Source organism: Paenibacillus sp. FSL R5-0470, assembly GCF_037975205.1.
Classification (GTDB): Bacteria; Bacillota; Bacilli; order Paenibacillales; family Paenibacillaceae; genus Paenibacillus_AQ.
On the sequence record NZ_CP150238.1, the window covers coordinates 5915831 to 5942569 of the forward strand.

Consider the following 26739-nt stretch of genomic DNA (forward strand, 5'->3'; position numbering starts at 1 on the left):
AAGTTTTAGGAACAGGATTTATTCTTCTTTTTTGTTTAAAGAAGGAGCAGCCGGTGTATCATTCAGCTTGCTTCTCAGTGCAGCCAGTTGCTCATCCACTTTCAGTTGCTTCTCAACATCGACTGGTTTTGTGTAGGCAGCGGATGGGCTGTAAGGTGCACGCATTACATCTGCTTCTGCTTCAAGCTGCATAATCTTCTCTTCCATCCGGTGGAATCCGAGTGACGCACTGCCACTTTCGATGGAATGTACGCTGCTGATTTGCGTCATTTGTTTCTTCGCTTTAGCCATTTGAGCACGGGATACGAGCTCGTTACGCTTGTTGCGTAGCTTGTAGAATTCATCCTTCATATCATGCAGCTGCCCAACCAATTCCTTCGCTTGCACTTCAGCTTGAGCATGAAGATCGCTGTATTCCGCTTGTTTTTGATCGAAGTAGATTTTTTCTTCCAACAGCTTACGAGTCACTTCTTCTTGGCCGTTTTTCAGTGCCAATTCAGCTTGTGCTCCACGTTGTGCGGACATTTTTGCTGCTTCTTCCACGCGTTGTTTCATGCGGCGTTCGTTCGCCATTTGCTTGGCAACTGTAACTTCTGCTTCGTGGATTTCAGCCTCCATATCGCGCAGATATTGGTTAAGCATTACGATTGGGTCCTCTACCTTATCCAACAAGTCATTTACCGACGCCTTAGTCATATCTTTAATTCTTTGAAATACTCCCATGATTTACAATTCCCCTTTCTCATATTTAGACAGTTTTTGTTTGAGTTCTTCTACTTCTTTTTGCAAAGCCTTCTTCTCGATATCCTTCATCATCGCATCCAAACCGGAATCCGGAGCTGAATATGCGTTGTTCTTCTCAAAATTGGGATTGTAGTTAGGTTGGCGTCCATAAGGTCCATGTCCGCCATTAGCATGCGGTCCGTGTCCATGTTCCGGTCTACCTGAGTAAGGACCATCGAATGGGCCACCCGGTGCACCAGGGCCTGGTCCGAAAGGATTATAATGCGTAGGCTCCTTCGGAATGACCAGCGCTGCAATGAAGTACACTGGAATCACGGCACCTCCTGTAAATGGAATGCTGACCAGTAACAGAATCCGGAATAGCGTGGAATCAATACCGAGTGTCTCAGATAATCCACCTGCAAGACCCGTCATCACTTTATCTCTAGTTGAACGATATAATCGACTCATAGCGCTACTCCTTTCCACCATTGTTCAGTTTCTCCTTTAAGCGAGCCATTTCTCTTTCGAGTACGGTTGCTACAGTCTCACCTGCTTGCACCGCATATTCCTGTCCCATGCGACGCACATCGCGCAAGCTCTTCGCTTCTAATTCCCAATCTGACATCCGATCTTCCAGACGTCCGAACATTTTGGGAACATCACCGCCGTTACCATAAGCACTTGCTCTTTGATTCATACGTTGCTGTAGTCTCAGCGACTCCATCCGTGCCGCGTAATACTGACGTTTGCTGTACACTGTCTGATACTCTATTTTCAGCTCATTCAGCTGTCCTTCAAGTTCAAACAAGGATTGCTTACTTTGTTCAAGTAGCCCGCTGTACTGCTCCAACTTTTCCTCGTGAATGATCTTTTCTTGCAAAGCCAGCTTTGCCAGATGATCTTCGCCCGCTTTTAATGCGAGTAACGCCTGTTCCTCACGTTTATTTCTCATGGCAGTCGCTTGATTCACTTGCTGCTGCAATTGCTTCGTATGGGAAGCGTATTGCTGATACAGTCTTTCAGCTTCACTGATTTCCTCGCGAGTTGAATGTAGAAATTGATCAATTAGCTTCACAGGATCTTGACTTTGCTCTAGACGTTCATTTAGATTAGCTACTGTAATATCCCTCATGCGACGAAAAACACTCATAATCTCCTGCTCCCTCCCTGCTTCTTGTTTAAGTACAATTCTTCTTAATAAGTACCATTTCTTCTACCCTTTAAAGCTGACACTCCCCATACGATCAACGCCACACCTAGAAGTGGTCCGATGATCCAGGAAAGCTTCGCGATTAAGGTCATGACACCAATGAACATTAGTACCCAACCGATAACCTTGCGTCCACTCTTAATCCCATAGTACCCGAGAACAACCAGCAATACTGGGAACAGTAGTCTGAAAATACCGTGAATCAGAGGAAGCGCTAAACCGAGTAGCATTACCGCACCAATCACAATCAGCACAACCGCCAATCCGTTTCCTTGTCTTCTTTGCATTATTTTCTCACCGCCTTTCGTTGTCCTTAACCTTATAGCCTTATTCTAGAGCAATTCGCAGACTTTCAAAACAGACCAACGACGGTTTTTGTTACTGGACCTAAGTCGAGGTAGCTGTGCGACTGCAGACCACTATAGGGCTAGCAAAGCACTTTTCCTCAATGAAATAGCGACTTTAATGAGAAAAACCCCCAATTTAGGGGCTAAGCTTCGAGTACCTTCAGAATCAGCGTAACGGCAAAAATATAGAAAAAACACTTCCTTTACTTAACTCTGATCTCACTTTTATATATCCACCCTGCTCGGTCACAATTTTACGGGCTAAATAAAGGCCTATGCCAACACCTTCTGTTCCATTACAACCCGTTCCTCGGTAAAATCGTTTGAAAATGTCATTCATCTCAGCGACAGGAATTCCTATTCCACCATCAGCAATATCAATCCTTGCAAAAAGATCATATCTGCGAATCGTAATTCTAACACTGCAGGACCCGAGCGTATATTTCAGAGCATTATCGATGATGTTATAGATAGCTTCTCCCGTCCACTTGGGATCATGTTGCAGCGTAATCTCCTGATCCGTTTCCAGTAAGATCTCTATATTCTTTTGCTCGGCTGCTGGAAATGCCTGTTTGATGGCTGACAGCACAGTATTCTCAAGATTATGCTTCTCCGCAGCATGAAGCTCTATAATACCGGATTCGAGCCGTGATAACTTGATCAGATTCTCCATAAGCCAAGACAGCTTCTCAATCTGACTACCCATATGGCGAGTAAATTCACTGCGTGTTTCAGCGGGGAGCCCTTCATCCATAAGAAGACTGTTATACATCCCTAAATTGGCTAAAGGGGTCTTCAGTTGATGAGAGATATCAGAGATCAATGTTTTGACTTCATGACTCTCTTCACGGTAGCGCTGCTTCTGCGAAGACAACAGCTCAGATAATTGAATAACCTGATGCTGTAATTTAGAGAGGAGTGTATCCTCCTGCACCGGGAACATCTGAGTCATTTGTCCATTGATAAGATCTTGAATCAATCCCGACAATGAAGATAGCGTGTTTAGCATTTCTTTACGAAGCGCGAGCACAAAACTTATAAACAGCAGAGCCATCACGCTAATAAACACCACGCATCCAATAACTACATGCTTCTCAGGCTTATAATAGATAAGTATAGATACAAACAACGCAACGACTACTGCCAAAAGGGTGAACGAGCTCCAAATAATTTTTCTAAAAGGGTTCTTCATCCTTACTCTCCCCATGTGTAGCCAATACCGAATACAGTTTTAATGTATTGACAATCTTTAGGGTCATCCTCAATTTTGGCCCGTAACCTACGAATATTTACGCTTAGCGTATTCTCATCCACGAAATTACCTTCTATATCCCATAGCTTCTCCAGCATTAACCTCCGAGTTAGAACCTGACCGCTATTCTCGGTTAAGATAGCAAGGAGACGATGCTCATTGGTGGTTAGTTTTATCTCTTGTCCATATTTGTAAACCTTCATTTTGGCTGAGTTAATTGTAATATCCTTGTATTGAAACAGCTCTGAGCCACCATCAGTGCCTGTTCGTCGAAGAACAGCCTTAACACGCTGCAAAAGTACGACCATGCTAAATGGCTTCGCAATATAATCATCAGCTCCTAGCCCAAATCCAGCTACCATATCCTGCTCAGTATCGTTGGCAATTTGTAAACCTTCATTTTGGCTGAGTTAATTGTAATATCCTTGTATTGAAACAGCTCTGAGCCACCATCAGTGCCTGTTCGTCGAAGAACAGCCTTAACACGCTGCAAAAGTACGACCATGCTAAATGGCTTCGCAATATAATCATCAGCTCCTAGCCCAAATCCAGCTACCATATCCTGCTCAGTATCGTTGGCAGTTAGAAATATAACCGGAATGGAACTCGTTCGCCGAATTTCCTGGCACAGTGCAAGACCACTCCCATCTGGGAGGTTAATGTCCAAAAGGACCAGACTGATGGTCTGATCCTGAATTCTAGAAGCCGCCTCCTGAAAAGAATAGGCCTGAATAATATTATAGTTTTCTTTTTCAAGCATGAACTTCAGCCCCTCGTTTAAGAGACGGTCATCCTCTACAATTAGAATGGTTGTCATTAAACTCACCTCTATACTTATCATTGTAACAAGCAGAGGAAGGCTACGCTGTTAATTAATTAGCTCTATTCCATTTGCCGCAGACGTTCCACAATGCTGTCCTTTTTGATTTGCTTATAAGCAATAAGCGGAACACTCAGGCAAACCGCAAAAACGAGTACAATCGCAATAGAAAGCGGAAGGGTTGGGAAGCTAAATACTGCATAAGTAGCCTCTTGGCTGAACAGGCTATAAGCACCGTAACTGATTAATGTGCCTATTGTTGAGATTAGCAGTGTCGATATGATCGCATAACCTGCCCCTTCAAACAGCAACAGCTTTCTCATCTGCTTAGAGGTCATCCCGATGCTCTCCATCACTGCGAACTCCAGCTTCCGAGCTACAACCCCTGTATACATAATATTAACGTAATTCAAAATTCCAATCAGCGCTAGAATGAGCGCAATTCCGCCACCCATAATGTAAAAGGTTAGCTTAGCCGATTCCATGAACTTTTCCATATACAGCTTCGACTCCAGCTTCAGCTCACCATCTCCGCCGATGAGTCCTTCCAATTGATCGGTAATCGGCTTCCAGTCTTTTGGGTCTGCATTAATATATACTTTACTTATAAGTGGGTCATTCATGAGTTTCTCCATAGCAGTATGGCTAATGTATACATTCGGAGCTACAAAGTGTGACGACCCTAGAGAGCTGAAATCAGCAAGCCCTCCAATTTCGAAAGATTGTGCTGCATCGCTGTTTATAGGACTAATTTGAAAGTTATCTCCAATCTTAATACCAGCGAGACTAAAATTGTCCAGCAAGGCAATCTCACCCTTTTCAAAACGTTCCTTATCCACAGTGATTCCTAATTTTTCTTCCATCTTCTTAACCTGATCTGCATCTACCCCAATAACATGGGTCATTGAGAACATGCTTTGAGGCTCAGCCAATTGATCATCGGTAGGGCGATCTGTGTGATATGATTTTGCGAATTCATCCACATACTTACTGAATACCTCAGGATCATACTTGATCTGACCTATCCCACTATAAGCTTTGAAGACCTCTTTTACTCCCTTTATATCCTGAATTTCCTTGATCATATCCGCTGTAATCTTGGCTTTCTCTTCCCCCTCAAATCCAAAGGACATCGTTTGATTAGACAGCGTGAAATCGTTATCCATGTATTCAGCAATAAAATGATCTGTACTCATACTAAGCACAAGTGTATTGATCACCAGAAAAGTTGTCAGTCCCAGAAATAAAGAGAGAAACACAACCATCGCCCGTTTTTTCACTCTAAAAATATTACGCCAAGCCAGTCGGTGCACCTTAGATCCGCCAGTTCCCCGCTTCGTCTTAGCTTTAACCATCGTCCCTGTATATCTCACCGCTTCTATTGGAGAAACTTTGCCAGCGATAGAGGCAGGTTTGATAGCGCTAAACATGGTGGTCAACCAAGCAAACAACGCAGCTCCAATAAAGATTAACGGGTGAAAAGAAATCACCACGCCCGTATCCAAATCCATTGTACTCATAGCAAGCGGCACCATTACGAAGGAAGTCACAGCTCCTGCGGCAAGTCCCAGTGGGATAGCGATAAGTGCTAACCGTGAAGCTTGTGCCCTAACTATTTTTTTAATCTGCCGTTGTGTAGTTCCTAGCGTTCTAAGCAGACCGTAGAACCTTGTATCCCGTGAGACAGAAATATAAAGCACATTATAAATCAATAAATATCCGCTCAACATAACAAATAATATAATTCCAGCGTAACCAATCAAAGTTGCTGTTCTATCCGAAGAGGTAGACGATTGGTTAGAGACAGGTTCAAGCTTTTGATTTTTTCCCAAAGGAATATCCTGTTGCAAACGTGAGATAAGTCCATCCGTATTTTTCTCATTAAATAGAATAGTGGCATTTTTGGGATTCTTAAGATCTACGCCATGAGCTGTAGCAAAAGCCCCCGATACCAGCATAGCTCCAGAATTTCCGGTACGAACATGACTGTAATCGGTAAACCATCCACTTAGTACGAAATTGCTACTTTGCTGAGATTTCACCCCATCACGGGTAAAAGAGTAAGTTAACGGCAAGCTCATACCAATCTGTGGATCATCCATCCCCATTGACTGTAATATCCATAAAGGAACGGCGATTTCATTTTCCTTATCTGGATAAGTTCCCTTTAGACCATCGATCACTGGCTTACGCATCTCTGTCCATTCTGTAGAGTCATACCAGAGCAGAGCTAAATTAAGATCTCCTATTTCTGGCGTATTGATCACATTACCTACTCTGGACTGGAGTCCGATGGTCTTAATATAGGAGAGTTCCTTTAACTTGTTCATTTGTTGTTCTGACGGGGAGGTTAAGTAGACATCAGCCATGGTTCCGTTTATTTTCAATTGCTGCATTTCGAAGGTCTTATAGTTGCTCAGTCCAATACTAAAAAAAGAAGTAATGAGCCAGGTAGTAAGCACGATGGCCAGAATCACAAAACGATTTCGGGTCCGATTGGCTTTCAGGCTTCTGCTCGTCAGCTTTTTAACAACGGGCTTATTACTGTTTGGAAACATCATCACAATGCCCCTCCAGTAATTTTACCGTCCTCTATCCGGATGGTCCGGTCTGCAAGCTGAGCAATCTCTTCATTATGAGTAATCATTAGAATCGTCTGATTAAACTGTCTGCTTGTTACTTTGAGTAATCCAATAACCTCCTGGCTAGTGATGCTGTCCAAGTTCCCTGTAGGTTCATCTGCTAGGATAATGGAAGGTTTAGCTGCCAAGGCCCGTGCGATGGCTACCCTTTGCTGCTGACCGCCTGAAAGCTGACCAGGGAGGTTGTCCAATTTTTGCGAAAGACCTAACGTATTCACAATATGATCTACGAAATCCTTGTCTATTTTGTTTCCATCCAGCTCTATGGGCAACACAATATTCTCGTATACATTAAGAATCGGCACTAGATTATAGTTCTGAAACACAAATCCGATCTTTCTTCTTCTAAATACCGTCAACTCATCATCCTTCATCCCAAAAATATTTTTACCATCTATGATCACCTGACCTTCTGTCGCCCGATCAAGCCCGCCTAGCATATGTAAGAGCGTTGATTTGCCACTTCCTGAAGTCCCGACAATCGCTATAAATTCACCGTTGTGTACCTCTACATTAATACCATCCAGTGCCTTGACCAGGTTAGTCCCCTTACCGTAATGTTTTGTGAGATTAATTGCGCTGAGTACAGACATATTTCCCATCTCCATTCCGCTTTGTTATTCTACAACCCATTATATAGAGCAGTTCTTACATTCTAGTGACACACCAAAATATCCCCACAAAGCGGGGCCTCCCAATACATACTTTCTGATATGTAAAAAAAGACTTGCCCATAATGGACAAGTCTCGTTGAATTACTAATCTAACTATCTAAGCTTATTTAAAAGCAGGCAACGCGATATCCGCATAGTTATCTTCAAGGAATTTCTTCACTTCTGGTCCGCTAATCCGTTTAGCTAGCTTCTGAATCGCATCAGAGTCCTTGTTGTCTTCACGCGCAACCAAGGTGATCGTGAATTCAGAATCCGCGCCTTCAGTAATCAGTGCATCTTTCTTTGGTGTCAATCCAAGCGGGCTGGCATAAGCCGGAGTCATTGCCACTAGATCTCCATCATCCAGCATACGGGCCAACATCAACAGATCCACTTCCTCAAACTTAAAGTTTTTTGGATTCTCAGTAATGTCTGCTTGTGTAGCCTTAATGCCTACACCTTCTTTTAGCTTAATCAAATCAGCTGCAGCGAACATTTGTAAAGAACGGCCGATATTTGAAGGGTCATTAGCCATTACTAGTGTTGCGCCTTCCGGCAGATCCGCAACATTCTTGTAACGCTTGGAGTATCCACCGTAAATAGCGTCATAGACAGGCTGTACCTCTACTAGATTGGAGCCTTTGCTTTCATTAAATTGCTTCATATAAGGAACATGTTGGAAAAAGTTAGCGTCTACCTCTTTATTCGCCAAAGCCTCATTAGGCTGCACATTGTCAGACAGCACAACGATTTCAAGATCAATGCCATCTTCCTTCAGAAGTGGCTTCACAATATCCAGAATTTCCGTCATTGGTGGAATCAATGTAGCAATCTTTAATTTCGTTAGCTCATCGCTACCTTTTGCAGAATTGTTCTCGGCTGCTTTATTAGAGCCACAACCCGCTACGACCAATACCATTAACATAAGCACAACTATCATTGATTTTTTCATTACTACAACTAACCCCCAGTTTATATGTTTAACCATTTTGTATTACAAAATTTGATGTACGGGTTGAACGATTAACGTTTATCTAACAGCCGTGAGATCGTAGCTCCTGTGAATTGAACCAACTGAACCAATACAATCATCACAACAATCGCATAGATCATCACTTCAGTCTCAAAACGCTGATATCCGTAACGGATCGCAAAATCACCAACCCCGCCCCCTCCAACAACCCCCATTACGGTCGAGTAAGAGATAAAACTTATGGTGGAGGTAGTAAGTCCGAGCACTAGACCCGAACGAGCCTCTACATACAGAAACTTAAAGATCAACCCCAGCTTCGAGGCTCCCATAGACAACGCCGCTTCTATGACTCCTTTAGGAACCTCCAGCAAAGACTGCTCCACCAGACGAGAGTAATAAGCAATGGCAACAATGGATAACGGAACCGTGGCAGCCATTGTTCCAATCGCAGTTCCGACGAGGAAACGAGTGACCGGAATGAGTGCAACCACAAGCAGCAGGAATGGAAATGAACGGATAATATTTACGATGCTGTTGAGTACCAGTGACAATGTTTTATTCTCATAGAGCTGCCCTTTTCGGCAAAAAAACAATAACGTCCCGAGCGGAAGCCCCAGCAGCAGTGCGGCACCAACAGAAATACCGACCATTATAAAAGTTTCTCCGATAGATTCCCACATTTGTGCCTGATATTGAAGTACACTATCAAACATGCGTTTCCCCCGCTTTACCCAGAATTTGATCCCGGTAAGAGCCAGTACGGACTGCAGCAGGCCGGAAATCACCATCTTGGCGTGAGAATGAATCTACGATTCGACCATTTTCCATCACCGATACGTGAGTGCATATGCTTTTGACAACATCCATCTCATGCGTAACAATCACTACCGTAACCCCAAGGCCCCCATTAATATGCTTCAGGACATCTAGAATATCCGCAGTTGTTCCTGGATCTAGTGAGGATGTTGGTTCGTCACATAGCAATAGTCCTGGACTGTTCGAAAGCGCCCGGGCGATCGCCACACGTTGTCGCTGTCCTCCACTTAGCTGTGCGGGATATTGCTCTGCTTTATCAGCCAATCCGACAAAATCGAGACATTCCTTCACCCGCTTCATCCGTTCACGCTTCGGCACCCCCGCCAGTTCCAGAGGGATCGAAATGTTGCGGCTTACCGTGACGTTATTGACCAGATTAAATTGCTGAAAAATCATCCCAATCTTTTCCCTAGCTTTCCGTAGCTGTTTACTCGGCATTTCGGTTAAATTATGCCCTTCTACGGTAACTGTCCCTTGATCCGGCTTTTCCAGCAGATTAATCAATCGTAGCAGCGTGGATTTCCCTGCCCCGCTTTCACCAATAATCCCGTGAATCGATCCCTTCTTCACATCAAGCGATACATCATCTACCGCCTGATATGTGCCGTCCTTCAGCTTGAAACCTTTACTCACCCGACTCAGCGATAGGATTGCAAACTCCCCCTTCCTTTCCGTTTATTCTGAAACCTTCTAAGCCAAGGTTTGTACTATAATTATTTAAAAACTGTTTTACTAAAAATCTCTTTAAATAATAAGGCATTTTATGTTCTGTGTCATCATTTTTATTTTAGTAATATATCAGATTAAAAGGATTAAAGAATAAAAGCCCATTATATCGGACTATTTTCACGTGCTTATCTCCCAATAAATGACTGAGCTTAATCCCTCTTCAAATCAGGATTCTCCTGTTACCTAACTCCTAAACCCGCTGTTACATCTATTTCAAGAACTAGATCGCCACGAAAAAAAGGATGTCTAAGCTCGATAGCTTAAGACATCCTTTCATTCTTTTCGTAATCCTTGATCTAAGACTTTTCGGCAAGCTCTCCTCGAATCTTCAAGAAGACCTGATAGCTGCGCTCTGCGCATTCCGAAATCGCTATCGGATGAAACCCGGGTAGATCCGCATATAGCGTATCATGGAGCGGTTCAACCCACGAAGCCGGCAACACATTTGCTCCAAGCTTCGCTCCCATAATAGAACCCACTGTAGCACCATTACAGTCTGTATCCATTCCTCCGTAAACGGATGTAACGACCACTTTTTCAAAATCATTCCCGCCATAGACCAGCGAAGCAGCTACAAGAGCAGCATTATTATTGGTGTGCACCGCATCATAGTGGCTGAATGTATCCCAAATCTTACTTACCAACTCCCGCTCACTTTTGGCCTTCTGCGCAATATCTATACCTCGTAGAACGTCATTTGCCAGACGACTAGTACTAGGGATCTCACTAAGACCAATCTTAAGAATACGCTCGTTATCTTTTTCAGCAAAAGCAGCCGAAATCATCGCCGCATTAAACATCTCTCCATAGATCCCGTTCTTCACATGTGAAAAAGAAGCATCACGCCAGCCTAGCTCCGCCGCAAGCTCAGGATGGCCTGCTGCACCATACGCCAGTCCGTCTGCGCGTATAGCCGCACCGATCCACTCCCGGTATGGATTTAAGTGCATCCGCACTCTTTCCTGCCGCGCCAGCCAATCCGCAGGCTTCTCACCATGCAGATGAGACGTTTCCTGCGCAAAATTCATATACGACTGTGTCTCTGCCGTACATACCTGAGCATATGTCAGATGTTTATGCCAGAGCTTCCCGATATCCCAAGAATCCCAGTCCAGCCCCTTCTGCTCCAGCAGCATAAGGCCCAGTAACGTGTAACGAATATCATCATCGCTCTCCATAAACTTAATAGTCTCGCTGGTACTCGCATACGTCCAATCACTTAAGCCAAGACCATATTCTGCCTCTGCCCGTGAATGCCCAGGGGTATATCCAGTAATTGGCCATGCATCGGCACCACGGAACCACAGCTCAATATTCTCCCAACCCGGACGTCCATCTTTACCGTAGAGGTAGTCCCAATACTCCAATGGTTTGCCAAGTGCGCAACCGACGCTTCTACCTAGCCAAGCTCCGTAGAACTTATCTCTCCATTCTGCTTCGCTCCAGTCAGCCTCAAGCTTACGTGGACCTTCTGGACGAAGACGACGAATCTCCTCCAGTGAAGACGGCTCTTCATAAGGAAAGTCCTCAGCAACCGTAAGCTCCATCAACTCGTTGTATACTTGCATCAGCTTGATCTCATCGGCACCTGCAGCTGCTAGTTTATCCGCGAAGCCGTCAATCCTGCAGCCTTCTTCTCCACGCTGAACCAATTCAAACTGAACCGTCTCCTGAAGTCTCTCCCATCCTGCCATAGGTTAGTTCCCTTCAGCCGCAAGCAGCTCTTGATCTAGCTTTTCCAGTGAATCAAAAATCAACTTCATAAATGCTTCCCGGTCTACTCCCACCAGGACTTCTACATTCGCTGGGCGATCCGTCTTCTTTCGTTTGTCTGCAACCGTCATTCCCCGCGTCAGCTTACCTTCTGTCTCTACCGTTACATATAGATGCTCGGATTCAAACAGTTCTGGGTGCAAGAGCCAAGCTACGGCGCATGGATCATGCAGTGCACTACCGACATAGCCCATTTTCTTTCCGAAGATCGAATAGAAATCTAACAGTTCTCCGACCATAGTGGACACTGGCCCACGCTCTTTCAATGCTACGATCTCATCTTCGAAAATGGCTGCCTTATCGGTCACATCCAGACCACTCATCGTAATCGGAATACCCGATTCAAACACGATACGTGCAGCTTCAGGATCTACATAGATGTTAAACTCCGCAGTAGAGGTTACATTTCCATAAGAAATTCCTCCGCCCATCAGTGAAATCTTTTCAATTCTTTCCTTAATCTCTGGATAAGCAGTGATTAGCAGGGCGATATTTGTTAAAGGAGCCATCGGTACGAGCGTAATCTTCTCCTCCGAAGAACGGATAATATTCAGCATGAATTCCACAGCGCCTTCTTCTACAGGCCGGAATTTACTTGGTGGCAATAGTGGCCCGTCCATGCCAGATTCACCATGCGCTTCCTCACCTGTAACAAGCTTGCCGAACAGCGGACCCGCAGCCCCTTTGGCTACAGGAATATCAGCATTCACAAAGCTGATCACTTTAAGTGCGTTTTCTGTGATTTTATCGAGGATCTGGTTTCCACCAACCGTTGTAATCCCGCGCAGATCCAGCTTCTCCGAATTTGCTATTGCAAGCAGGATAGCGATTGCGTCATCATGCCCTGGATCGCAGTCAATAATAATAGGTGTTCGCATAGTCATTCACTCCCTAGTTGTATAAATCCTCGTTACTCTTATCGCTATTTTACTAGCGGGCTTTTAAGTTTTTTATTCTTTTTCCGTGTCTCAGATACGGCATAGATCACTAGTCCAATTACCGTTGCTACATAAGGAAGCGTCGCGATCAGTTCTGCAGGAATCTTCAAGACCTGTAGCGCATTCGACAAGGCGTCTGCCGTACCAAATAATAGAGAGGTCAGCGCCGTACCCACTGTCGTACTTCTCCCCATAGACTCTGCGGCAATCGCAATCCAGCCCCGACCAGCGATCATATCGCGAGTGAACAGTGACAGGTAACCCATCGACATGTAAGCTCCACCCAAACCAGCGAAAAATCCACTAAGCAGCAAAGCCATATACTGTATTTTCACAACACTTACTCCCACAGATTGAGCCGCATGTGGATTTTCACCCACTGAACGAATGCGCAGACCAAGCGGTGTACGGTTTAAGAGATAGTAGACAACAAACACAGCAATAATAGATACATACGTCAAAATGTGATGTCCTGATAGAATAGGCCCCAGCACCGGAATGTCCTTCAGTAAAGGAATCTCTACACTAGGTAGCACTTTACTCGCCAGAGAAGTAGAAGAACCCTTGTCTCCACTCAGCAGATAAAGAATAAACACGGTTCCTCCTGAAGCGAACATATTAATAGCTACACCGCCGAGAATGATATGTGTTTTAAATTTCAGTGTGAAAAAAGCTAATATTCCAGCGATCAGTGTTCCGGACATCACAGCCCCAAGTAAACCTACCCACGCACTATGCGTGTAGCTGCTTACAATGACACCGGCTAACGCCGCGACAAGCATGATGCCTTCCATACCAATGTTGATGATGCCAGCCCTATTAGAGATTAACGCTCCCAATGCGGCGAATAGAATCGGTGTCGTCACTCGAAGAACAGAAAACGCAAAGTCAGTCGTAAAAATTACATCAAACAAGCTATTCACGCTTCCTTCGCCTCCTTCAAGAGCATCCGATTTTTCCAGAACTTCAGAAATTGTTCAGCCGAAATCAGAAGAATGATAATCGCCTGTATAATAGAAATCATCTCTGAAGGTACATCCGATAGACGTGCCATCATGTCGGCTCCGATCCGGATATATGCAAGGAACAATGCAGCGCCGATTACGGATAGCGGATTATTCTTGGCTAACATCGCTACAAGAGCACCATCTAAGCCATAACCTGGTAACGATGTCCATTGGAATCGATTGTACATCCCTAGCACTTCTACGGAACCACCCATTCCCGCGATAAAACCAGCAATCAAGTGAACCAGTATAATAACCTTCGCGGTCTTCATGCCTGAATAACGTGCAAAGTTCCGGTTGATGCCTGTCATTCGCAGCTCATATCCCCATTTAGTCTTGTATAGGAATAAATGCGCTGCAATAATAAGCACGATAACGATAATAAGTCCGGTATGAATACGGGTGCCAGGTACCATTTTACTCAGCAGTGCCGTTTTCTCGAATTTGTAGGATACATTGGCAAATGCTTTTGCATCACGTAAGTGATAGTTCAGTAGATATAAACCTACTCCAAACAAAATATTATTGAACATCAAGGATGTAACGAGCTCATTAGCATTCCATTTGGCTTTGAGGATCCCGGGTATTGCCGAGAGCAACGCACCAACAATAGAACCCGCAGCAATAGCTACGATCGGATGAAGCCACCCGTCCAGCGTTAAATGAATAGCCAACACGGAAGTTACAACACCGGAGAAATAGAAAATCCCTTCAGCTCCCAAATTGAACATATTTGCCCGGAACAACAAGGAAACTGCTAGCCCAGTGAACATGAGCGGAATGGCCATCTCAATCACATTACCGATATGACCTTTACTGGATAGCGGCTCAAATAGGAATATCCCAATCGTCTTCACCGGCTGATTGCTGACCAATGAGATGATCAGAAAAGCAATAGCGAGTGCAATTACGATTACTGCCGATGTTCGAATGTATTCAAAATATTTTACTTTAAACATGATTTACGGCCCTCCTGATTTGCTCCTCGTCCTGTCGATGAATCCCTAGCATATAAAGCCCTAATTCTTCTTCACTAACCTTGGAAGGCTCCTCGAAAAAGGCAACAATCTTTCCTTCATACATCACTAGTAGACTATCGCTGATCTCCAAGATCTCATTTAAGTCTGCTGACACTAGCAAAATAGCGCAATCGTCTGAGCGCAGCTCCAACAGCTTTTGATGTATGAACTGCGCCGCGCCTATATCCACGCCCCGTGTCGGCTGCTCTGCAATAAGCAGTTGCGGTTCTGTAGAACACTCTCTAGCTACGACAACCTTCTGCATGTTACCACCTGATAACATACCTATTGGCTGAGAAGGTCCCGAACAGCGGACTTTAAATTCTTCTACAAGTGATACTGCAAGCTTGGCAATTCGTGATCCATTTAAAAAGGGGCCTTTATTCATAGCTTTTGTACGATACTGAGTGGACAGCAGATTATCCGCTATGCTCGCATCACTGGCTATCCCTTGATGCATCCGATCCTCTGGGATATAGGAAACGCCAAGCTTACGAATATTTAAAATATCCGATTCACGAATATCTTTTCCCTTCACTAGCACAGAGCCTTGGCTTGAGACCCCTCTTAGGCTACCCGTAAGAGCCTCAATGAGCTGTGTCTGCCCGTTTCCTTCTACACCAGCAATCCCGATAATTTGTCCCCCGCGTACCGCAAAGTTGATATCTGATAGCAACGCTTTGCCGTGTGCATCATTTACACCTAGACCTTGCACTATGAGTACCGGCTCGCCAATAGACAGAATCTCCTTGTCATATTTCAACACGACGTCTCTGCCCACCATAAGGCGTGAGATTTCTTGCTCCGTGACATCCTTCGTTTGGAAGACACCTTCACTACGTCCACTACGCATGATCGTAATTCTGTCACAGATCGCTTTAACTTCTTTCAACTTGTGTGAAATAAAAACAATCGTATGACCCTGCTCTCTTAACTGCTTAAGCTCCCGGAACAATTCCTCTGTTTCCTGTGGGGTCAACACTGCGGTCGGCTCATCCAGAACGAGGATTTTTGCACCACGCAGCAGCGCCTTCAGAATTTCAACCTTTTGCTTCATACCAACCGTGAGATCCTCCACTTTTGCTTTTGGATCCACTGCCAGATTGTATTTTTTCGCAGTCTCTTCGGTCATGCGTACAGCTTCTGCATAATTGATGCCAACGCCCTTACGAGGTTCCATGCCCAGCACCATGTTCTCTGCTACCGTAAAAGAAGGGACCAGCATAAAATGCTGGTGAACCATACCAATCCCTCTATCAATGGCATCCTGAGCAGATTGCAGCTTCACTTTTTCACCCTTGATAAAGATTTCACCTTCACTAGGCTCTTCCATGCCGAACATGATCTTCATTAAAGTTGATTTACCAGCGCCGTTCTCGCCAGCAATCGCATGAATTTCTCCCTCACGTAAAGAAAAATGCACGTCTTTATTTGCAACGACACCATTGGGATACACCTTGGTAATTCCCCGCATTTCCAGCAGAGCTTTGTTCATAGGTCTCAACGCCTTTCGACTTGGAGGTCTGCAAAAATATACAGCTGGAATTCTTCTAAAAGAAGAATCTCCAACTGTAGGTTTATCACTTTATAGCTATACTTAAGGCTTAACTGCGTTACGAATGGCTTCTACTTCAGAGGTTTCCATTCCCATAGCGTTATCTACTGTAATTTCTTTATTGATCAGCTTTTGCTTCACTTCTTCAACTTTAGCCTGAAGATCGGCAGGGAAGATATTTTTATAGATTTCATTCTCTGCAATGCCTACACCATCATCTACAAAGCTCAACACATCACGTTTACCCATCTCAAGTGTACCGTCTTGTAATCTCTTCACTGCACCCAGAATAGCACTATCAATCTTTTTAATAGAAGAAGTAACGATCAAGTTTGCTTTTTCACTATCTGTATCGTTAAGCAACATCGCCTGATCGGAGTCTACACCGATAGCATATTTCTTCTTCTCCTTAGCTGCGTCAAAGATCCCAAGACCTGTACCCCCAGCCACGTTAAAAATAACATCCACACCGGAGTTATATTGAATCAGCGAAAGCTCCTTGCCCTTAGCCGGGTTAACGAAATCGCCAGCATATGATACAGCGACCTTCACATCAGGATCAACATATTGAGCGCCCTGAATGTAGCCTACCAAGAAAGCGTTAATTCCTGGAATATCCATGCCGCCTACAAAACCGATCACATTCTCAGGATTAGCATTTTCCATATCCGATTGTGTAGCTAGCGCCGCTACAGCACCTGCTAGAAAAGATACTTCATTTGTTGCATAAGACATGTTGTACATATTCTCTGGTGCTTCATCTATATCGGTATCATAGTTAATGAACTTTTTGTCAGGATACAATTCAGCCGTTGCATTAAACATCTCTGTAATTTCTGATCCGCCAGAAATAATAACATCCCAGTCCTCAGCGGCGATATCGTTAAACGTAGGCTCCCATTTCGTTTTATCGACACCCATTTCTACAACTTTTGTTTCTGCACCCAGTTCATCCTTAACCTTTTGCAAACCGCTATTCGCAGAGTCAAAGAAAGATTTATCTCCAAGCGTTCCTGGAATCAGAAGTACTACTTTGAGTTTATCCCCTGAACCTGTTTCTCCACCTTCAGCTGCGTTAGATCCTGCATTCGCGGAAGATCCATTACTCGACGTATTATTTCCACAGGCTGTGACCATTACCATTACTACTAGTAACAACAAAGAAAGAACTTTCTTTTTCATTTTTCTATTCCCCCTATTTATAGTTGGTTAGTAATTTGAGAGGTTCTCCTTCTTAGTCCGTTGTATATTTCACGATTTAGATGGAAACTCTCATTTTTCATGTAACATTGTCAAAATTTTAATGATTTTAACGAATACACTCAAAAAAAGAGATAAAATTATAATTTTTACGAATAATCCGACTAATTTCCGAACGAGATGGCCAGTCAGGTTGCTAATCTTCGGATTTCTTGATACGATCATATCAAATATTAATGAAAATAATTATATGATTTCGGTCATATTTTTGTACGATTCGGCTAAAACATAATTATTGGAGGATCATGATGGATCGTGTTCTATATATTGTAAATGCAGCACATGAGGTTAATACCTATATTCCACCACACCAGCATGAATGTTATGAACTAGTCTATTATTTAAACGGCTTAGGAACTACCAATGTAGGTTCGCGAAGTTATCATTTTCGTTCTTCTTCATTCGCGCTGATACCACCCAATCATAAACATGATGAGAATCATCGCGAGGATGCTACTATACTATTTGTAGGCTTCCATTCAAATCACCCAAATATGGAGAATTTGCAAGGCGTATATGAAGATGATAAAGACCATACTGTTCTACAGATCTTGCTTCGAATGAAAGCAGAGTTTACGCGTAAACAAGATGGATTCTCTGAACTATTGAACCTTCAAATGAGCGAAATCACTGTTCATCTGATACGGCTTCTTAGTGCCTCCGGGTTTCAATCACCAACGGAAGACAGAGTCCAATATGTTCTAAACTATATGAATGAGCATTACCGCCATAAGCTATCGGTCGCAACACTTTCTGAGATGTCTGGATACAGCTATGATCGTTTCCGCCATTTATTTAAAGAACGATTCGGTTCTTCACCTCTGCGCTATCTACTATTGAAACGTCTGGATTATGCAAAGTCTCTCTTGCAACATACCCAAATGCATATCTCTGAAGTATCAGCTGCTGCTGGGTTTGTGAATGACGCCCAATTCTGCAATATGTTTAAACGTGAAATTGGTCTCACCCCACGAGCATTCCGACTAAGCAGTCAATAAAACAAAACTCCACACAAAAAGGCCGTTGATTAGAGACGCCTCTAATTCAACGGCTTAAGAATAAAAGCTCAAAGACAAAGAAAAAAGGTTTGTAAAGTTACTTATATAAGCGACTTTACAAACCTTTTTGATATACCGGCGAGAGGACTCGAACCTCCACGGTTTCCCTCTCGATTTTGAGTCGAGCGCGTCTGCCATTCCGCCACGCCGGCACATATGAACTTAATGGAGGCGCCACCCAGATTTGAACTGGGGATAAAGCTTTTGCAGAGCTTTGCCTTACCACTTGGCTATGGCGCCATACGAAAACTTTGGAGCGGACGACGGGAATCGAACCCGCGACCCTCGCCTTGGCAAGGCGATGCTCTACCGCTGAGCCACGTCCGCATAAAATGGCTGGGGATATAGGATTTGAACCTATGCGTGACGGAGTCAAAGTCCGTTGCCTTACCGCTTGGCTAATCCCCAATAACATTTTAAAATAAAAGGGGCGACTGATGGGTCTCGAACCCACGAATGCCGGAACCACAATCCGGTGCGTTAACCACTTCGCCACAATCGCCATATTAAACTAATATTGTTGCTGTTCTTCTTAAAGTAAATGGGGCGACCGATGGGACTTGAACCCACGAATGCCGGATCCACAAACCGGTGCGTTAACCCCTTCGCCACGACCGCCATATTAAACTTTAGAGAAAGACTTTAGATAAAGATTGGCAGGGGCAGCAGGAATTGAACCCACACCAACGGTTTTGGAGACCGTTGTTCTACCTTTAAACTATGCCCCTAAAAAAAATGGTGGGGGATGATGGATTCGAACCACCGAACACGTACGTGAGCAGATTTACAGTCTGATGCGTTTGGCCACTTCGCTAATCCCCCAAAGATGGTGCCGGCGAGAGGACTTGAACCCCCAACCTACTGATTACAAGTCAGTTGCTCTACCAATTGAGCTACACCGGCATATTAAGTTGTATACTATATGGTGGCTCGAGACGGATTCGAACCGCCGACACGAGGATTTTCAGTCCTCTGCTCTACCGACTGAGCTATCGAGCCAAGGTAAAAATGGCGGAACCGACGAGATTCGAACTCGCGATCTCCTGCGTGACAGGCAGGCATGTTAGGCCAACTACACCACGGTTCCAAAAGATATAATTTCTTAATGAAAATTGGTTGCGGGGGCAGGATTTGAACCTGCGGCCTTCGGGTTATGAGCCCGACGAGCTACCGGGCTGCTCCACCCCGCGTCGTTCTTAAATGAATATGGTGGAGGCTGAGGGGATCGAACCCCCGACCCTCTGCTTGTAAGGCAGATGCTCTCCCAGCTGAGCTAAGCCTCCATGTTATGACCCGTATGGGATTCGAACCCATGTTACCTCCGTGAAAGGGAGGTGTCTTAACCCCTTGACCAACGGGCCATGCTAATAAACTTTATGGCGGAGAGAGAGGGATTCGAACCCTCGAGACGCTTGTGGCGCCTACACGATTTCCAATCGTGCTCCTTCGGCCAAACTCGGACACCTCTCCATAAATGGCTCCCCGAACAGGACTCGAACCTGTGACAACTCGATTAACAGTCGAGTGCTCTACCAACTGAGCTATCAGGGAATATGGTGGGCCTTAGTGGACTCGAACCACCGACCTCACCCTTATCAGGGGTGCGCTCTAACCAGCTGAGCTAAAGGCCCTTTTTAAGACACATCAATATTAAGGGCAAAAAAAATACCACGGGTAATGTGGTTGTCCGCTTGGCGACGTCCTACTCTCCCAGGACCCTTCGGTCCAAGTACCATCGGCGCTGGAGGGCTTAACGGTCGTGTTCGGGATGGGTACGTGTGGAACCCCTCCGCTATCGCCACCAAACGGGCATTTACATCGTAAATGCTCAGGCTTGAGTCGCCTGAAAACTGAATCCGAATTGAATTTGCGTATTAAGTATAGGATAAGCCCTCGACCGATTAGTATTGGTCAGCTCCATGCATTACTGCACTTCCACCTCCAACCTATCTACCTCGTCGTCTTCAAGGGGTCTTACTAATTGGGAAATCTCATCTTGAGGGGGGCTTCACGCTTAGATGCTTTCAGCGCTTATCCCGTCCGTACGTAGCTACCCAGCCATGCTTCTGGCGAAACAACTGGTGCACCAGCGGTACGTCCATCCCGGTCCTCTCGTACTAAGGACAGCTCCTCTCAAATTTCCTGCGCCCACGACAGATAGGGACCGAACTGTCTCACGACGTTCTGAACCCAGCTCGCGTACCGCTTTAATGGGCGAACAGCCCAACCCTTGGGACCTACTTCAGCCCCAGGATGCGATGAGCCGACATCGAGGTGCCAAACCTCCCCGTCGATGTGGACTCTTGGGGGAGATAAGCCTGTTATCCCCAGGGTAGCTTTTATCCGTTGAGCGATGGCCCTTCCATGCGGTACCACCGGATCACTAAGTCCGACTTTCGTCCCTGCTCGACTTGTAGGTCTCGCAGTCAAGCTCCCTTATGCCTTTGCACTCTTCGAATGATTTCCAACCATTCTGAGGGAACCTTGGAACGCCTCCGTTACTCTTTAGGAGGCGACCGCCCCAGTCAAACTGCCCGCCTGACACGGTCCCCGTACCCGGTAAGGGTACTAGGTTAGAACCTAGATACGATCAGGGTGGTATCCCAACGGCGCCTCCACCGAAGCTTGCGCTCCGATTTCTACGGCTCCCACCTATCCTGTACAGATCGTACCCAAATTCAATATCAAGCTGCAGTAAAGCTCCATGGGGTCTTTCCGTCTTGTCGCGGGTAACCTGCATCTTCACAGGTATTAAAATTTCACCGGATCTCTCGTTGAGACAGCGCCCAAGTCGTTACGCCATTCGTGCGGGTCAGAATTTACCTGACAAGGAATTTCGCTACCTTAGGACCGTTATAGTTACGGCCGCCGTTTACTGGGGCTTCGGTTCATAGCTTCGGGTTACCCCTAACCACTCCCCTTAACCTTCCAGCACCGGGCAGGCGTCAGCCCGTATACTTCGCCTTGCGGCTTCGCACAGACCTGTGTTTTTGCTAAACAGTCGCTTGGGCCTTTTCACTGCGGCCCCCTCGTGCTATTCACACTACCGGGGCACCCCTTCTCCCGAAGTTACGGGGTCATTTTGCCGAGTTCCTTAACGAGAGTTCTTCCGCGCGCCTTAGAATTCTCTTCTCGCCTACCTGTGTCGGTTTGCGGTACGGGCACCTTCTCCTGGCTAGAGGCTTTTCTTGGCAGTGTGAGATCATGACCTTCGCTACTGTAATTTTCGCTCCCCATCACAGCCCAGCCTTAACGATGTGCGGATTTGCCTACACATCAGCCTCACTGCTTAGACGGACATATCCATCAGTCCGCGTCACTACCCTCCTGCGTCACCCCATCGCTCATAGCGGATTACGGTGGTACAGTAATTTCAAACTGTTGTCCTTCGACTACGCCTTTCGGCCTCGCCTTAGGTCCCGACTTACCCTGAGCGGACGAGCCTTCCTCAGGAAACCTTGGGCTTTCGGCGGATCAGATTCTCACTGATCTTTTCGTTACTCATACCGGCATTCTCACTTGTATGCTGTCCAGCGCTCCTTACGGTACACCTTCAACCCACATACAACGCTCCCCTACCCCAGATACATACGTATCTAGCCATAGCTTCGGTGGTGTGTTTAGCCCCGTTACATTTTCGGCGCAGAGTCACTCGACCAGTGAGCTATTACGCACTCTTTCAATGGTGGCTGCTTCTAAGCCAACATCCTGGTTGTCTGTGCAACTCCACATCCTTTCCCACTTAACACACACTTGGGGACCTTAGCTGATGGTCTGGGCTGTTTCCCTTTTGACAATGGATCTTAGCACTCACTGTCTGACTCCCGGCAATAAGTATATGGCATTCGGAGTTTGACTGAGCTTGGTAATCCTTGCGGACCCCGCACCCAATCAGTGCTCTACCTCCACTACTCTTATACCGAGGCTAGCCCTAAAGCTATTTCGGGGAGAACCAGCTATCTCCGAGTTCGATTGGAATTTCTCCGCTACCCCCACCTCATCCCCGCATTTTTCAACATGCGTGGGTTCGGGCCTCCAGTGCGTGTTACCGCACCTTCACCCTGGACAGGGGTAGATCACACGGTTTCGGGTCTACGTCCACATACTCAATCGCCCTATTCAGACTCGCTTTCGCTGCGGCTCCGTCTTCTCGACTTAACCTTGCATGTTAAACGTAACTCGCCGGTTCATTCTACAAAAGGCACGCCATCACCCATAGATCGGGCTCTGACTTTTTGTAAGCACACGGTTTCAGGTTCTATTTCACTCCCCTTCCGGGGTGCTTTTCACCTTTCCCTCACGGTACTGTTTCACTATCGGTCGCCAGGTAGTATTTAGCCTTAGCAGATGGTCCTGCTGGATTCATACGGGGTTTCACGTGCCCCGCACTACTCGGGATCCGTCTCGGAGAGAACACAGTTTAGGTTACAGGGCTTTTACCTCTATCGCGGGCCTTTCCAGACCTCTTCACCTACCATATTCCTTTGTAACTCCATGTGAGACGTCCCACAACCCCTAAGAGCAAGCTCTTAGGTTTAGGCTGTTCCGCGTTCGCTCGCCGCTACTGACGGAATCACTATTGTTTTCTCTTCCTCAGGGTACTTAGATGTTTCAGTTCCCCTGGTCTGCCTCTACATCTCCTATGTGTTCAGAGATGAGTAACTGCGAATTACCACAGCTGGGTTTCCCCATTCGGACACCCCCGGATCAAAGCTTGCTTACAGCTCCCCGAGGCAGTTTCGTTGTTCGCCACGTCCTTCGTCGGCTCCTGGCGCCTAGGCATCCTCCGTGTGCTCTTATTAGCTTAACCTCGATTTTTCCTAAGAAAAATCTCACTAATAACATTTACTTGTTTGCACAAGTTGCTAAAAGATGTTCTAAAACGCAAATTCGTTTCGGTATCCAGTTTTCAAGGATCAAGTTTAAAAATGAGAGCTTAAACTCTCAAAACTGAGCAACGAGTGAGTAACAGGCCTAAACCTGAGATTTGGAAGTTTAACTTCCGATTTGAATGTCTTCATTGCAGAAGACGATTCTCCATAGAAAGGAGGTGATCCAGCCGCACCTTCCGATACGGCTACCTTGTTACGACTTCACCCCAATCATCTACCCCACCTTCGGCGGCTGGCTCCCTTGCGGGTTACCCCACCGACTTCGGGTGTTGTAAACTCTCGTGGTGTGACGGGCGGTGTGTACAAGACCCGGGAACGTATTCACCGCGGCATGCTGATCCGCGATTACTAGCAATTCCGACTTCATGCAGGCGAGTTGCAGCCTGCAATCCGAACTGAGACCGGCTTTGATGGGATTGGCTTCACCTCGCGGTTTCGCTTCCCGTTGTACCGGCCATTGTAGTACGTGTGTAGCCCAGGTCATAAGGGGCATGATGATTTGACGTCATCCCCACCTTCCTCCGGTTTGTCACCGGCAGTCACTCTAGAGTGCCCAACATTACTTGCTGGCAACTAAAGTTAAGGGTTGCGCTCGTTGCGGGACTTAACCCAACATCTCACGACACGAGCTGACGACAACCATGCACCACCTGTCTCCTCTGTCCCGAAGGCCGCCACTATCTCTAGTGGATTCAGAGGGATGTCAAGACCTGGTAAGGTTCTTCGCGTTGCTTCGAATTAAACCACATACTCCACTGCTTGTGCGGGTCCCCGTCAATTCCTTTGAGTTTCAGTCTTGCGACCGTACTCCCCAGGCGGAGTGCTTACTGTGTTAACTTCGGCACCAAGGGTATCGAAACCCCTAACACCTAGCACTCATCGTTTACGGCGTGGACTACCAGGGTATCTAATCCTGTTTGCTCCCCACGCTTTCGCGCCTCAGCGTCAGTTACAGCCCAGAAAGTCGCCTTCGCCACTGGTGTTCCTCCACATATCTACGCATTTCACCGCTACACGTGGAATTCCACTTTCCTCTTCTGTACTCAAGTCACCCAGTTTCCAGTGCGACCTCAGGTTGAGCCCAAGGTTTAAACACCAGACTTAAATGACCGCCTGCGCGCGCTTTACGCCCAATAATTCCGGACAACGCTTGCCCCCTACGTATTACCGCGGCTGCTGGCACGTAGTTAGCCGGGGCTTTCTTCTCAGGTACCGTCACTCCGATAGCAGTTACTCTACCGGACGTTCTTCCCTGGCAACAGAGCTTTACGATCCGAAAACCTTCATCACTCACGCGGCGTTGCTCCGTCAGACTTTCGTCCATTGCGGAAGATTCCCTACTGCTGCCTCCCGTAGGAGTCTGGGCCGTGTCTCAGTCCCAGTGTGGCCGTTCACCCTCTCAGGTCGGCTACGCATCGTCGCCTTGGTGGGCCGTTACCCCACCAACTAGCTAATGCGCCGCAGGCCCATCCCTCAGTGACAGATTGCTCCGTCTTTCATTCTTTCTTCAGGAGAAAAAAGAAATTATCCGGTATTAGCTACCGTTTCCGGTAGTTATCCCAGTCTAAGGGGCAGGTTGCCTACGTGTTACTCACCCGTCCGCCGCTAAGTTATTTTGAAAGCAAGCTTTCAAAGTGACTCCGCTCGACTTGCATGTATTAGGCACGCCGCCAGCGTTCGTCCTGAGCCAGGATCAAACTCTCCAATTAGTATTGAAAAGAGCGATATGCTCATTTTGAAACATCTGACGAGAAAATTAATTCTCTAATTTTGGATTTCACTTTCGTGATTTCCTACTCACTCGTTGTTCAGTTTTCAAAGATCAAGCTGTTTATTTCGTCGTTGTGTTGTTCAGCAGCGACCTTTATAATATATCACAGCGTCCTCGTTTTAGTCAACCTTTTTTTTAATTTCTTTTTTCGGTTGTCTTTCGAATGTTTTCGAAAGCACATCTCTGTGTCAGAGGGACGAGTTATAATTTAACACATGAACTAGGAAAGAGTCAACCATAAATTTATTAGAATAAATATGAGCGCATCATAATAGCGAGCAAACAAAAAAGAGAGTGCTCAGCCTCTCCCTATCCCTACTTATTTTATCTATAGATTACCGGCAAATCCTGCATCTAATTTCTTATCTATAAGGTATATCGGATCGCATGACCCTCTCCCCCATGACCGTCAGCCCATAAAGTAATCTCACGGATTAGCGAACGAGAAACAAGCTTTCGTAAAACTAGGGGCAACTCAGCCTCTAACTGACACAGGCCAGAATGCTGTAGTAATTCTTTTATACTCCACGCTTCCTTACGGCTATTCAGAATATTGAAAAGCAATGCACAACAATCCGTCATTTTGGACATGATCCCAAATTCACATGCTAGAAGAACAAGCTCTACTCTTTGCTCTAAGGTCTCCGTGCTGATGGTTAGTTCCTCATATAGTTTATGGACCGAAGTGTTCATACTTTTAACCTGCTCCCAAACAGCCGGTTCTGGAAATGAACCAGATTCACTCACTTCTATTCTTGCCCAATGATATAGAGCCATCAATACACAGTTATATGCATCCATAATGTAGCCAGCTTCTATATACCGTTTAGATTTCACATACAAATGCAAGAATCGTGCAAACTCCATGAACTCAACTCGTTCCTTAAGAGGCCCTTCAAATTGTAAAATCTCCCGGCGCATATCCCCTAGTATTCCTTTGGGATCCCAGATCACTTCCCCAATCATCAAACTAGTAAGGAGCTCGTTATTATCTCCCGCCATGACAGCCCGCTCCAAAGCGGAAAGGCCAATATGGACTGACTGGGTCCGTGTGTCACCGGCAATGGTGTGGCGAACAATATGTTCTAAATCCTGTTCCTCATGTAAAACTAACACAACCATATCAAAATCGTGAAGTAGCGCGCTTTGAAAAGGAGTACTCCCTTTCTGCCGCAAAGCGACAGCTCCTAAAACATTTTCTTCAAACGTTTCTCCACTCAACAAAGTTACATTGGATAATTCCATGCTTCCCTCCATTAAATTTGGCGAATTTGCGTCCAGTCAGTTATAATTCAGTT

At 45.7% G+C, this 26739-nt stretch carries 20 protein-coding genes, 17 tRNA genes and 3 rRNA genes; 1 reads left to right on the plus strand and 39 read right to left on the minus strand.

From position 1 onward, the window contains the following. Positions 1-18: 18 nt before the first annotated feature. The 18 genes from MKY99_RS26055 to MKY99_RS26140 all read right to left on the minus strand — a co-directional run bounded on the left by MKY99_RS26055 (position 19) and on the right by MKY99_RS26140 (position 17642). On the minus strand, positions 19-723 hold the full coding sequence (locus MKY99_RS26055) for a PspA/IM30 family protein (protein ID WP_042191765.1): 705 nt from the start codon (positions 721-723) through the stop codon (positions 19-21). A 3-nt stretch (positions 724-726) separates the two neighbouring features. Continuing rightward, positions 727-1194 (minus strand): PspC domain-containing protein, encoded by a 468-nt coding sequence (locus MKY99_RS26060; protein WP_042194525.1) that lies wholly within the window; start codon positions 1192-1194, stop codon positions 727-729. A 4-nt stretch (positions 1195-1198) separates the two neighbouring features. After that, entirely contained in the window at positions 1199-1876 is a 678-nt protein-coding gene (locus MKY99_RS26065; RefSeq protein ID WP_042130994.1) for a PspA/IM30 family protein, read from the minus strand. Positions 1877-1920: 44 nt separating this feature from the next. After that, complete coding sequence (locus MKY99_RS26070; protein WP_042191767.1) at positions 1921-2223, minus strand: hypothetical protein; 303 nt, start codon at positions 2221-2223, stop codon at positions 1921-1923. A gap of 226 nt (positions 2224-2449) precedes the next feature. Beyond that, complete coding sequence (locus tag MKY99_RS26075; protein WP_339267165.1) at positions 2450-3475, minus strand: HAMP domain-containing sensor histidine kinase; 1026 nt, start codon at positions 3473-3475, stop codon at positions 2450-2452. Positions 3476-3477: 2 nt separating this feature from the next. Then, positions 3478-3897: a response regulator transcription factor gene (locus MKY99_RS26080; protein ID WP_339267167.1), complete on the minus strand. Its 420-nt coding sequence runs from the start codon at positions 3895-3897 to the stop codon at positions 3478-3480. Further along, complete coding sequence (locus MKY99_RS26085) at positions 3891-4352, minus strand: response regulator transcription factor (protein WP_339267169.1); 462 nt, start codon at positions 4350-4352, stop codon at positions 3891-3893. The genes MKY99_RS26080 and MKY99_RS26085 overlap by 7 nt, the downstream gene beginning before the upstream one ends. A gap of 65 nt (positions 4353-4417) precedes the next feature. Continuing rightward, entirely contained in the window at positions 4418-6916 is a 2499-nt protein-coding gene (locus MKY99_RS26090) for an ABC transporter permease (RefSeq protein ID WP_339267171.1), read from the minus strand. Next, positions 6916-7590, minus strand: coding sequence for an ABC transporter ATP-binding protein (locus MKY99_RS26095; RefSeq protein ID WP_042191775.1), 675 nt, complete (start codon positions 7588-7590; stop codon positions 6916-6918). The genes MKY99_RS26090 and MKY99_RS26095 overlap by 1 nt, the downstream gene beginning before the upstream one ends. A gap of 184 nt (positions 7591-7774) precedes the next feature. Then, a complete protein-coding gene (locus tag MKY99_RS26100; RefSeq protein WP_042191777.1) occupies positions 7775-8602 on the minus strand; it encodes a MetQ/NlpA family ABC transporter substrate-binding protein in 828 nt (275 codons plus the stop codon). A 71-nt stretch (positions 8603-8673) separates the two neighbouring features. Beyond that, positions 8674-9336: a methionine ABC transporter permease gene (locus tag MKY99_RS26105; protein WP_339267174.1), complete on the minus strand. Its 663-nt coding sequence runs from the start codon at positions 9334-9336 to the stop codon at positions 8674-8676. Next, positions 9329-10090 (minus strand): ATP-binding cassette domain-containing protein, encoded by a 762-nt coding sequence (locus MKY99_RS26110; protein WP_076285323.1) that lies wholly within the window; start codon positions 10088-10090, stop codon positions 9329-9331. The genes MKY99_RS26105 and MKY99_RS26110 overlap by 8 nt, the downstream gene beginning before the upstream one ends. Before the next feature lie 374 nt (positions 10091-10464). Next, complete coding sequence (locus MKY99_RS26115; protein ID WP_339267176.1) at positions 10465-11862, minus strand: ADP-ribosylglycohydrolase family protein; 1398 nt, start codon at positions 11860-11862, stop codon at positions 10465-10467. 3 nt (positions 11863-11865) lie between these two features. Further along, positions 11866-12819: a nucleoside hydrolase gene (locus MKY99_RS26120; protein ID WP_076285325.1), complete on the minus strand. Its 954-nt coding sequence runs from the start codon at positions 12817-12819 to the stop codon at positions 11866-11868. A 44-nt stretch (positions 12820-12863) separates the two neighbouring features. Continuing rightward, positions 12864-13802, minus strand: a complete 939-nt coding sequence (locus tag MKY99_RS26125) for an ABC transporter permease (protein ID WP_042131005.1) — start codon at positions 13800-13802, stop codon at positions 12864-12866. Further along, positions 13799-14845: an ABC transporter permease gene (locus MKY99_RS26130; protein ID WP_042131006.1), complete on the minus strand. Its 1047-nt coding sequence runs from the start codon at positions 14843-14845 to the stop codon at positions 13799-13801. The genes MKY99_RS26125 and MKY99_RS26130 overlap by 4 nt, the downstream gene beginning before the upstream one ends. Then, on the minus strand, positions 14838-16400 hold the full coding sequence (locus MKY99_RS26135) for an ABC transporter ATP-binding protein (RefSeq protein ID WP_339267180.1): 1563 nt from the start codon (positions 16398-16400) through the stop codon (positions 14838-14840). The genes MKY99_RS26130 and MKY99_RS26135 overlap by 8 nt, the downstream gene beginning before the upstream one ends. 102 nt (positions 16401-16502) lie before the next feature. Beyond that, positions 16503-17642 carry a BMP family ABC transporter substrate-binding protein gene (locus tag MKY99_RS26140; RefSeq protein WP_339267182.1) on the minus strand — a complete coding sequence of 380 codons (1140 nt, stop codon included), beginning with the start codon at positions 17640-17642 and terminating at the stop codon, positions 16503-16505. A gap of 323 nt (positions 17643-17965) precedes the next feature. Here MKY99_RS26140 and MKY99_RS26145 point away from each other — a divergent pair, with 323 nt between their 5' ends. Next, a complete protein-coding gene (locus tag MKY99_RS26145) occupies positions 17966-18718 on the plus strand; it encodes an AraC family transcriptional regulator (protein ID WP_339267183.1) in 753 nt (250 codons plus the stop codon). A 133-nt stretch (positions 18719-18851) separates the two neighbouring features. Here MKY99_RS26145 and MKY99_RS26150 read toward each other — a convergent pair. The 21 genes from MKY99_RS26150 to MKY99_RS26250 all read right to left on the minus strand — a co-directional run bounded on the left by MKY99_RS26150 (position 18852) and on the right by MKY99_RS26250 (position 26686). Then, positions 18852-18930, minus strand: a tRNA-Leu gene (locus tag MKY99_RS26150). A gap of 14 nt (positions 18931-18944) precedes the next feature. Continuing rightward, a tRNA-Cys gene (locus tag MKY99_RS26155) sits at positions 18945-19018 on the minus strand. A gap of 12 nt (positions 19019-19030) precedes the next feature. Beyond that, positions 19031-19105 (minus strand) — tRNA-Gly (locus tag MKY99_RS26160). A gap of 6 nt (positions 19106-19111) precedes the next feature. Then, positions 19112-19186, minus strand: a tRNA-Gln gene (locus MKY99_RS26165). A 21-nt stretch (positions 19187-19207) separates the two neighbouring features. Next, positions 19208-19280: transfer RNA gene (locus MKY99_RS26170), tRNA-His, on the minus strand. A gap of 40 nt (positions 19281-19320) precedes the next feature. Beyond that, positions 19321-19396: transfer RNA gene (locus MKY99_RS26175), tRNA-His, on the minus strand. A 36-nt stretch (positions 19397-19432) separates the two neighbouring features. Next, positions 19433-19506, minus strand: a tRNA-Trp gene (locus tag MKY99_RS26180). Between the two features lie 8 nt (positions 19507-19514). Then, positions 19515-19600, minus strand: a tRNA-Tyr gene (locus tag MKY99_RS26185). 5 nt (positions 19601-19605) lie between these two features. Further along, positions 19606-19681 (minus strand) — tRNA-Thr (locus tag MKY99_RS26190). 20 nt (positions 19682-19701) lie between these two features. Further along, a tRNA-Phe gene (locus tag MKY99_RS26195) sits at positions 19702-19777 on the minus strand. Between the two features lie 10 nt (positions 19778-19787). Beyond that, a tRNA-Asp gene (locus MKY99_RS26200) sits at positions 19788-19865 on the minus strand. 26 nt (positions 19866-19891) lie between these two features. Further along, positions 19892-19968: transfer RNA gene (locus MKY99_RS26205), tRNA-Met, on the minus strand. A 17-nt stretch (positions 19969-19985) separates the two neighbouring features. After that, positions 19986-20061, minus strand: a tRNA-Val gene (locus tag MKY99_RS26210). 6 nt (positions 20062-20067) lie between these two features. Next, positions 20068-20139 (minus strand) — tRNA-Glu (locus MKY99_RS26215). Between the two features lie 16 nt (positions 20140-20155). Then, positions 20156-20248 (minus strand) — tRNA-Ser (locus tag MKY99_RS26220). Between the two features lie 5 nt (positions 20249-20253). Continuing rightward, a tRNA-Asn gene (locus tag MKY99_RS26225) sits at positions 20254-20329 on the minus strand. Between the two features lie 3 nt (positions 20330-20332). Beyond that, positions 20333-20409 (minus strand) — tRNA-Ile (locus tag MKY99_RS26230). A gap of 58 nt (positions 20410-20467) precedes the next feature. After that, a 5S ribosomal RNA gene (gene rrf, locus MKY99_RS26235) occupies positions 20468-20584 on the minus strand. Positions 20585-20659: 75 nt separating this feature from the next. Further along, positions 20660-23588 (minus strand): 23S ribosomal RNA (locus MKY99_RS26240). Between the two features lie 233 nt (positions 23589-23821). Continuing rightward, positions 23822-25379 (minus strand): 16S ribosomal RNA (locus MKY99_RS26245). The 16S, 23S and 5S rRNA genes sit together here with 17 tRNA genes alongside, the layout of an rRNA operon. Positions 25380-25807: 428 nt before the next feature. Beyond that, positions 25808-26686 (minus strand): nucleotidyltransferase-like protein, encoded by an 879-nt coding sequence (locus tag MKY99_RS26250; protein WP_042191792.1) that lies wholly within the window; start codon positions 26684-26686, stop codon positions 25808-25810. Between the last annotated feature and the right edge of the window lie 53 nt (positions 26687-26739).

What these genes read in the sequence shown, in the direction of transcription:
- MKY99_RS26055 (WP_042191765.1), bottom strand. Translation starts at nt 723, where the DNA reads ATGGGAGTATTTCAAAGAATTAAAGATATGACTAAGGCGTCGGTAAAT.
- MKY99_RS26060 (WP_042194525.1), bottom strand. Translation starts at nt 1,194, where the DNA reads ATGAGTCGATTATATCGTTCAACTAGAGATAAAGTGATGACGGGTCTT.
- MKY99_RS26065 (WP_042130994.1), bottom strand. Translation starts at nt 1,876, where the DNA reads ATGAGTGTTTTTCGTCGCATGAGGGATATTACAGTAGCTAATCTAAAT.
- MKY99_RS26070 (WP_042191767.1), bottom strand. Translation starts at nt 2,223, where the DNA reads ATGCAAAGAAGACAAGGAAACGGATTGGCGGTTGTGCTGATTGTGATT.
- MKY99_RS26075 (WP_339267165.1), bottom strand. Translation starts at nt 3,475, where the DNA reads ATGAAGAACCCTTTTAGAAAAATTATTTGGAGCTCGTTCACCCTTTTG.
- MKY99_RS26080 (WP_339267167.1), bottom strand. Translation starts at nt 3,897, where the DNA reads ATGGTAGCTGGATTTGGGCTAGGAGCTGATGATTATATTGCGAAGCCA.
- MKY99_RS26085 (WP_339267169.1), bottom strand. Translation starts at nt 4,352, where the DNA reads ATGACAACCATTCTAATTGTAGAGGATGACCGTCTCTTAAACGAGGGG.
- MKY99_RS26090 (WP_339267171.1), bottom strand. Translation starts at nt 6,916, where the DNA reads ATGATGTTTCCAAACAGTAATAAGCCCGTTGTTAAAAAGCTGACGAGC.
- MKY99_RS26095 (WP_042191775.1), bottom strand. Translation starts at nt 7,590, where the DNA reads ATGTCTGTACTCAGCGCAATTAATCTCACAAAACATTACGGTAAGGGG.
- MKY99_RS26100 (WP_042191777.1), bottom strand. Translation starts at nt 8,602, where the DNA reads ATGAAAAAATCAATGATAGTTGTGCTTATGTTAATGGTATTGGTCGTA.
- MKY99_RS26105 (WP_339267174.1), bottom strand. Translation starts at nt 9,336, where the DNA reads ATGTTTGATAGTGTACTTCAATATCAGGCACAAATGTGGGAATCTATC.
- MKY99_RS26115 (WP_339267176.1), bottom strand. Translation starts at nt 11,862, where the DNA reads ATGGCAGGATGGGAGAGACTTCAGGAGACGGTTCAGTTTGAATTGGTT.
- MKY99_RS26120 (WP_076285325.1), bottom strand. Translation starts at nt 12,819, where the DNA reads ATGCGAACACCTATTATTATTGACTGCGATCCAGGGCATGATGACGCA.
- MKY99_RS26130 (WP_042131006.1), bottom strand. Translation starts at nt 14,845, where the DNA reads ATGTTTAAAGTAAAATATTTTGAATACATTCGAACATCGGCAGTAATC.
- MKY99_RS26135 (WP_339267180.1), bottom strand. Translation starts at nt 16,400, where the DNA reads ATGAACAAAGCTCTGCTGGAAATGCGGGGAATTACCAAGGTGTATCCC.
- MKY99_RS26140 (WP_339267182.1), bottom strand. Translation starts at nt 17,642, where the DNA reads ATGAAAAAGAAAGTTCTTTCTTTGTTGTTACTAGTAGTAATGGTAATG.
- MKY99_RS26145 (WP_339267183.1), top strand. Translation starts at nt 17,966, where the DNA reads ATGATGGATCGTGTTCTATATATTGTAAATGCAGCACATGAGGTTAAT.
- MKY99_RS26250 (WP_042191792.1), bottom strand. Translation starts at nt 26,686, where the DNA reads ATGGAATTATCCAATGTAACTTTGTTGAGTGGAGAAACGTTTGAAGAA.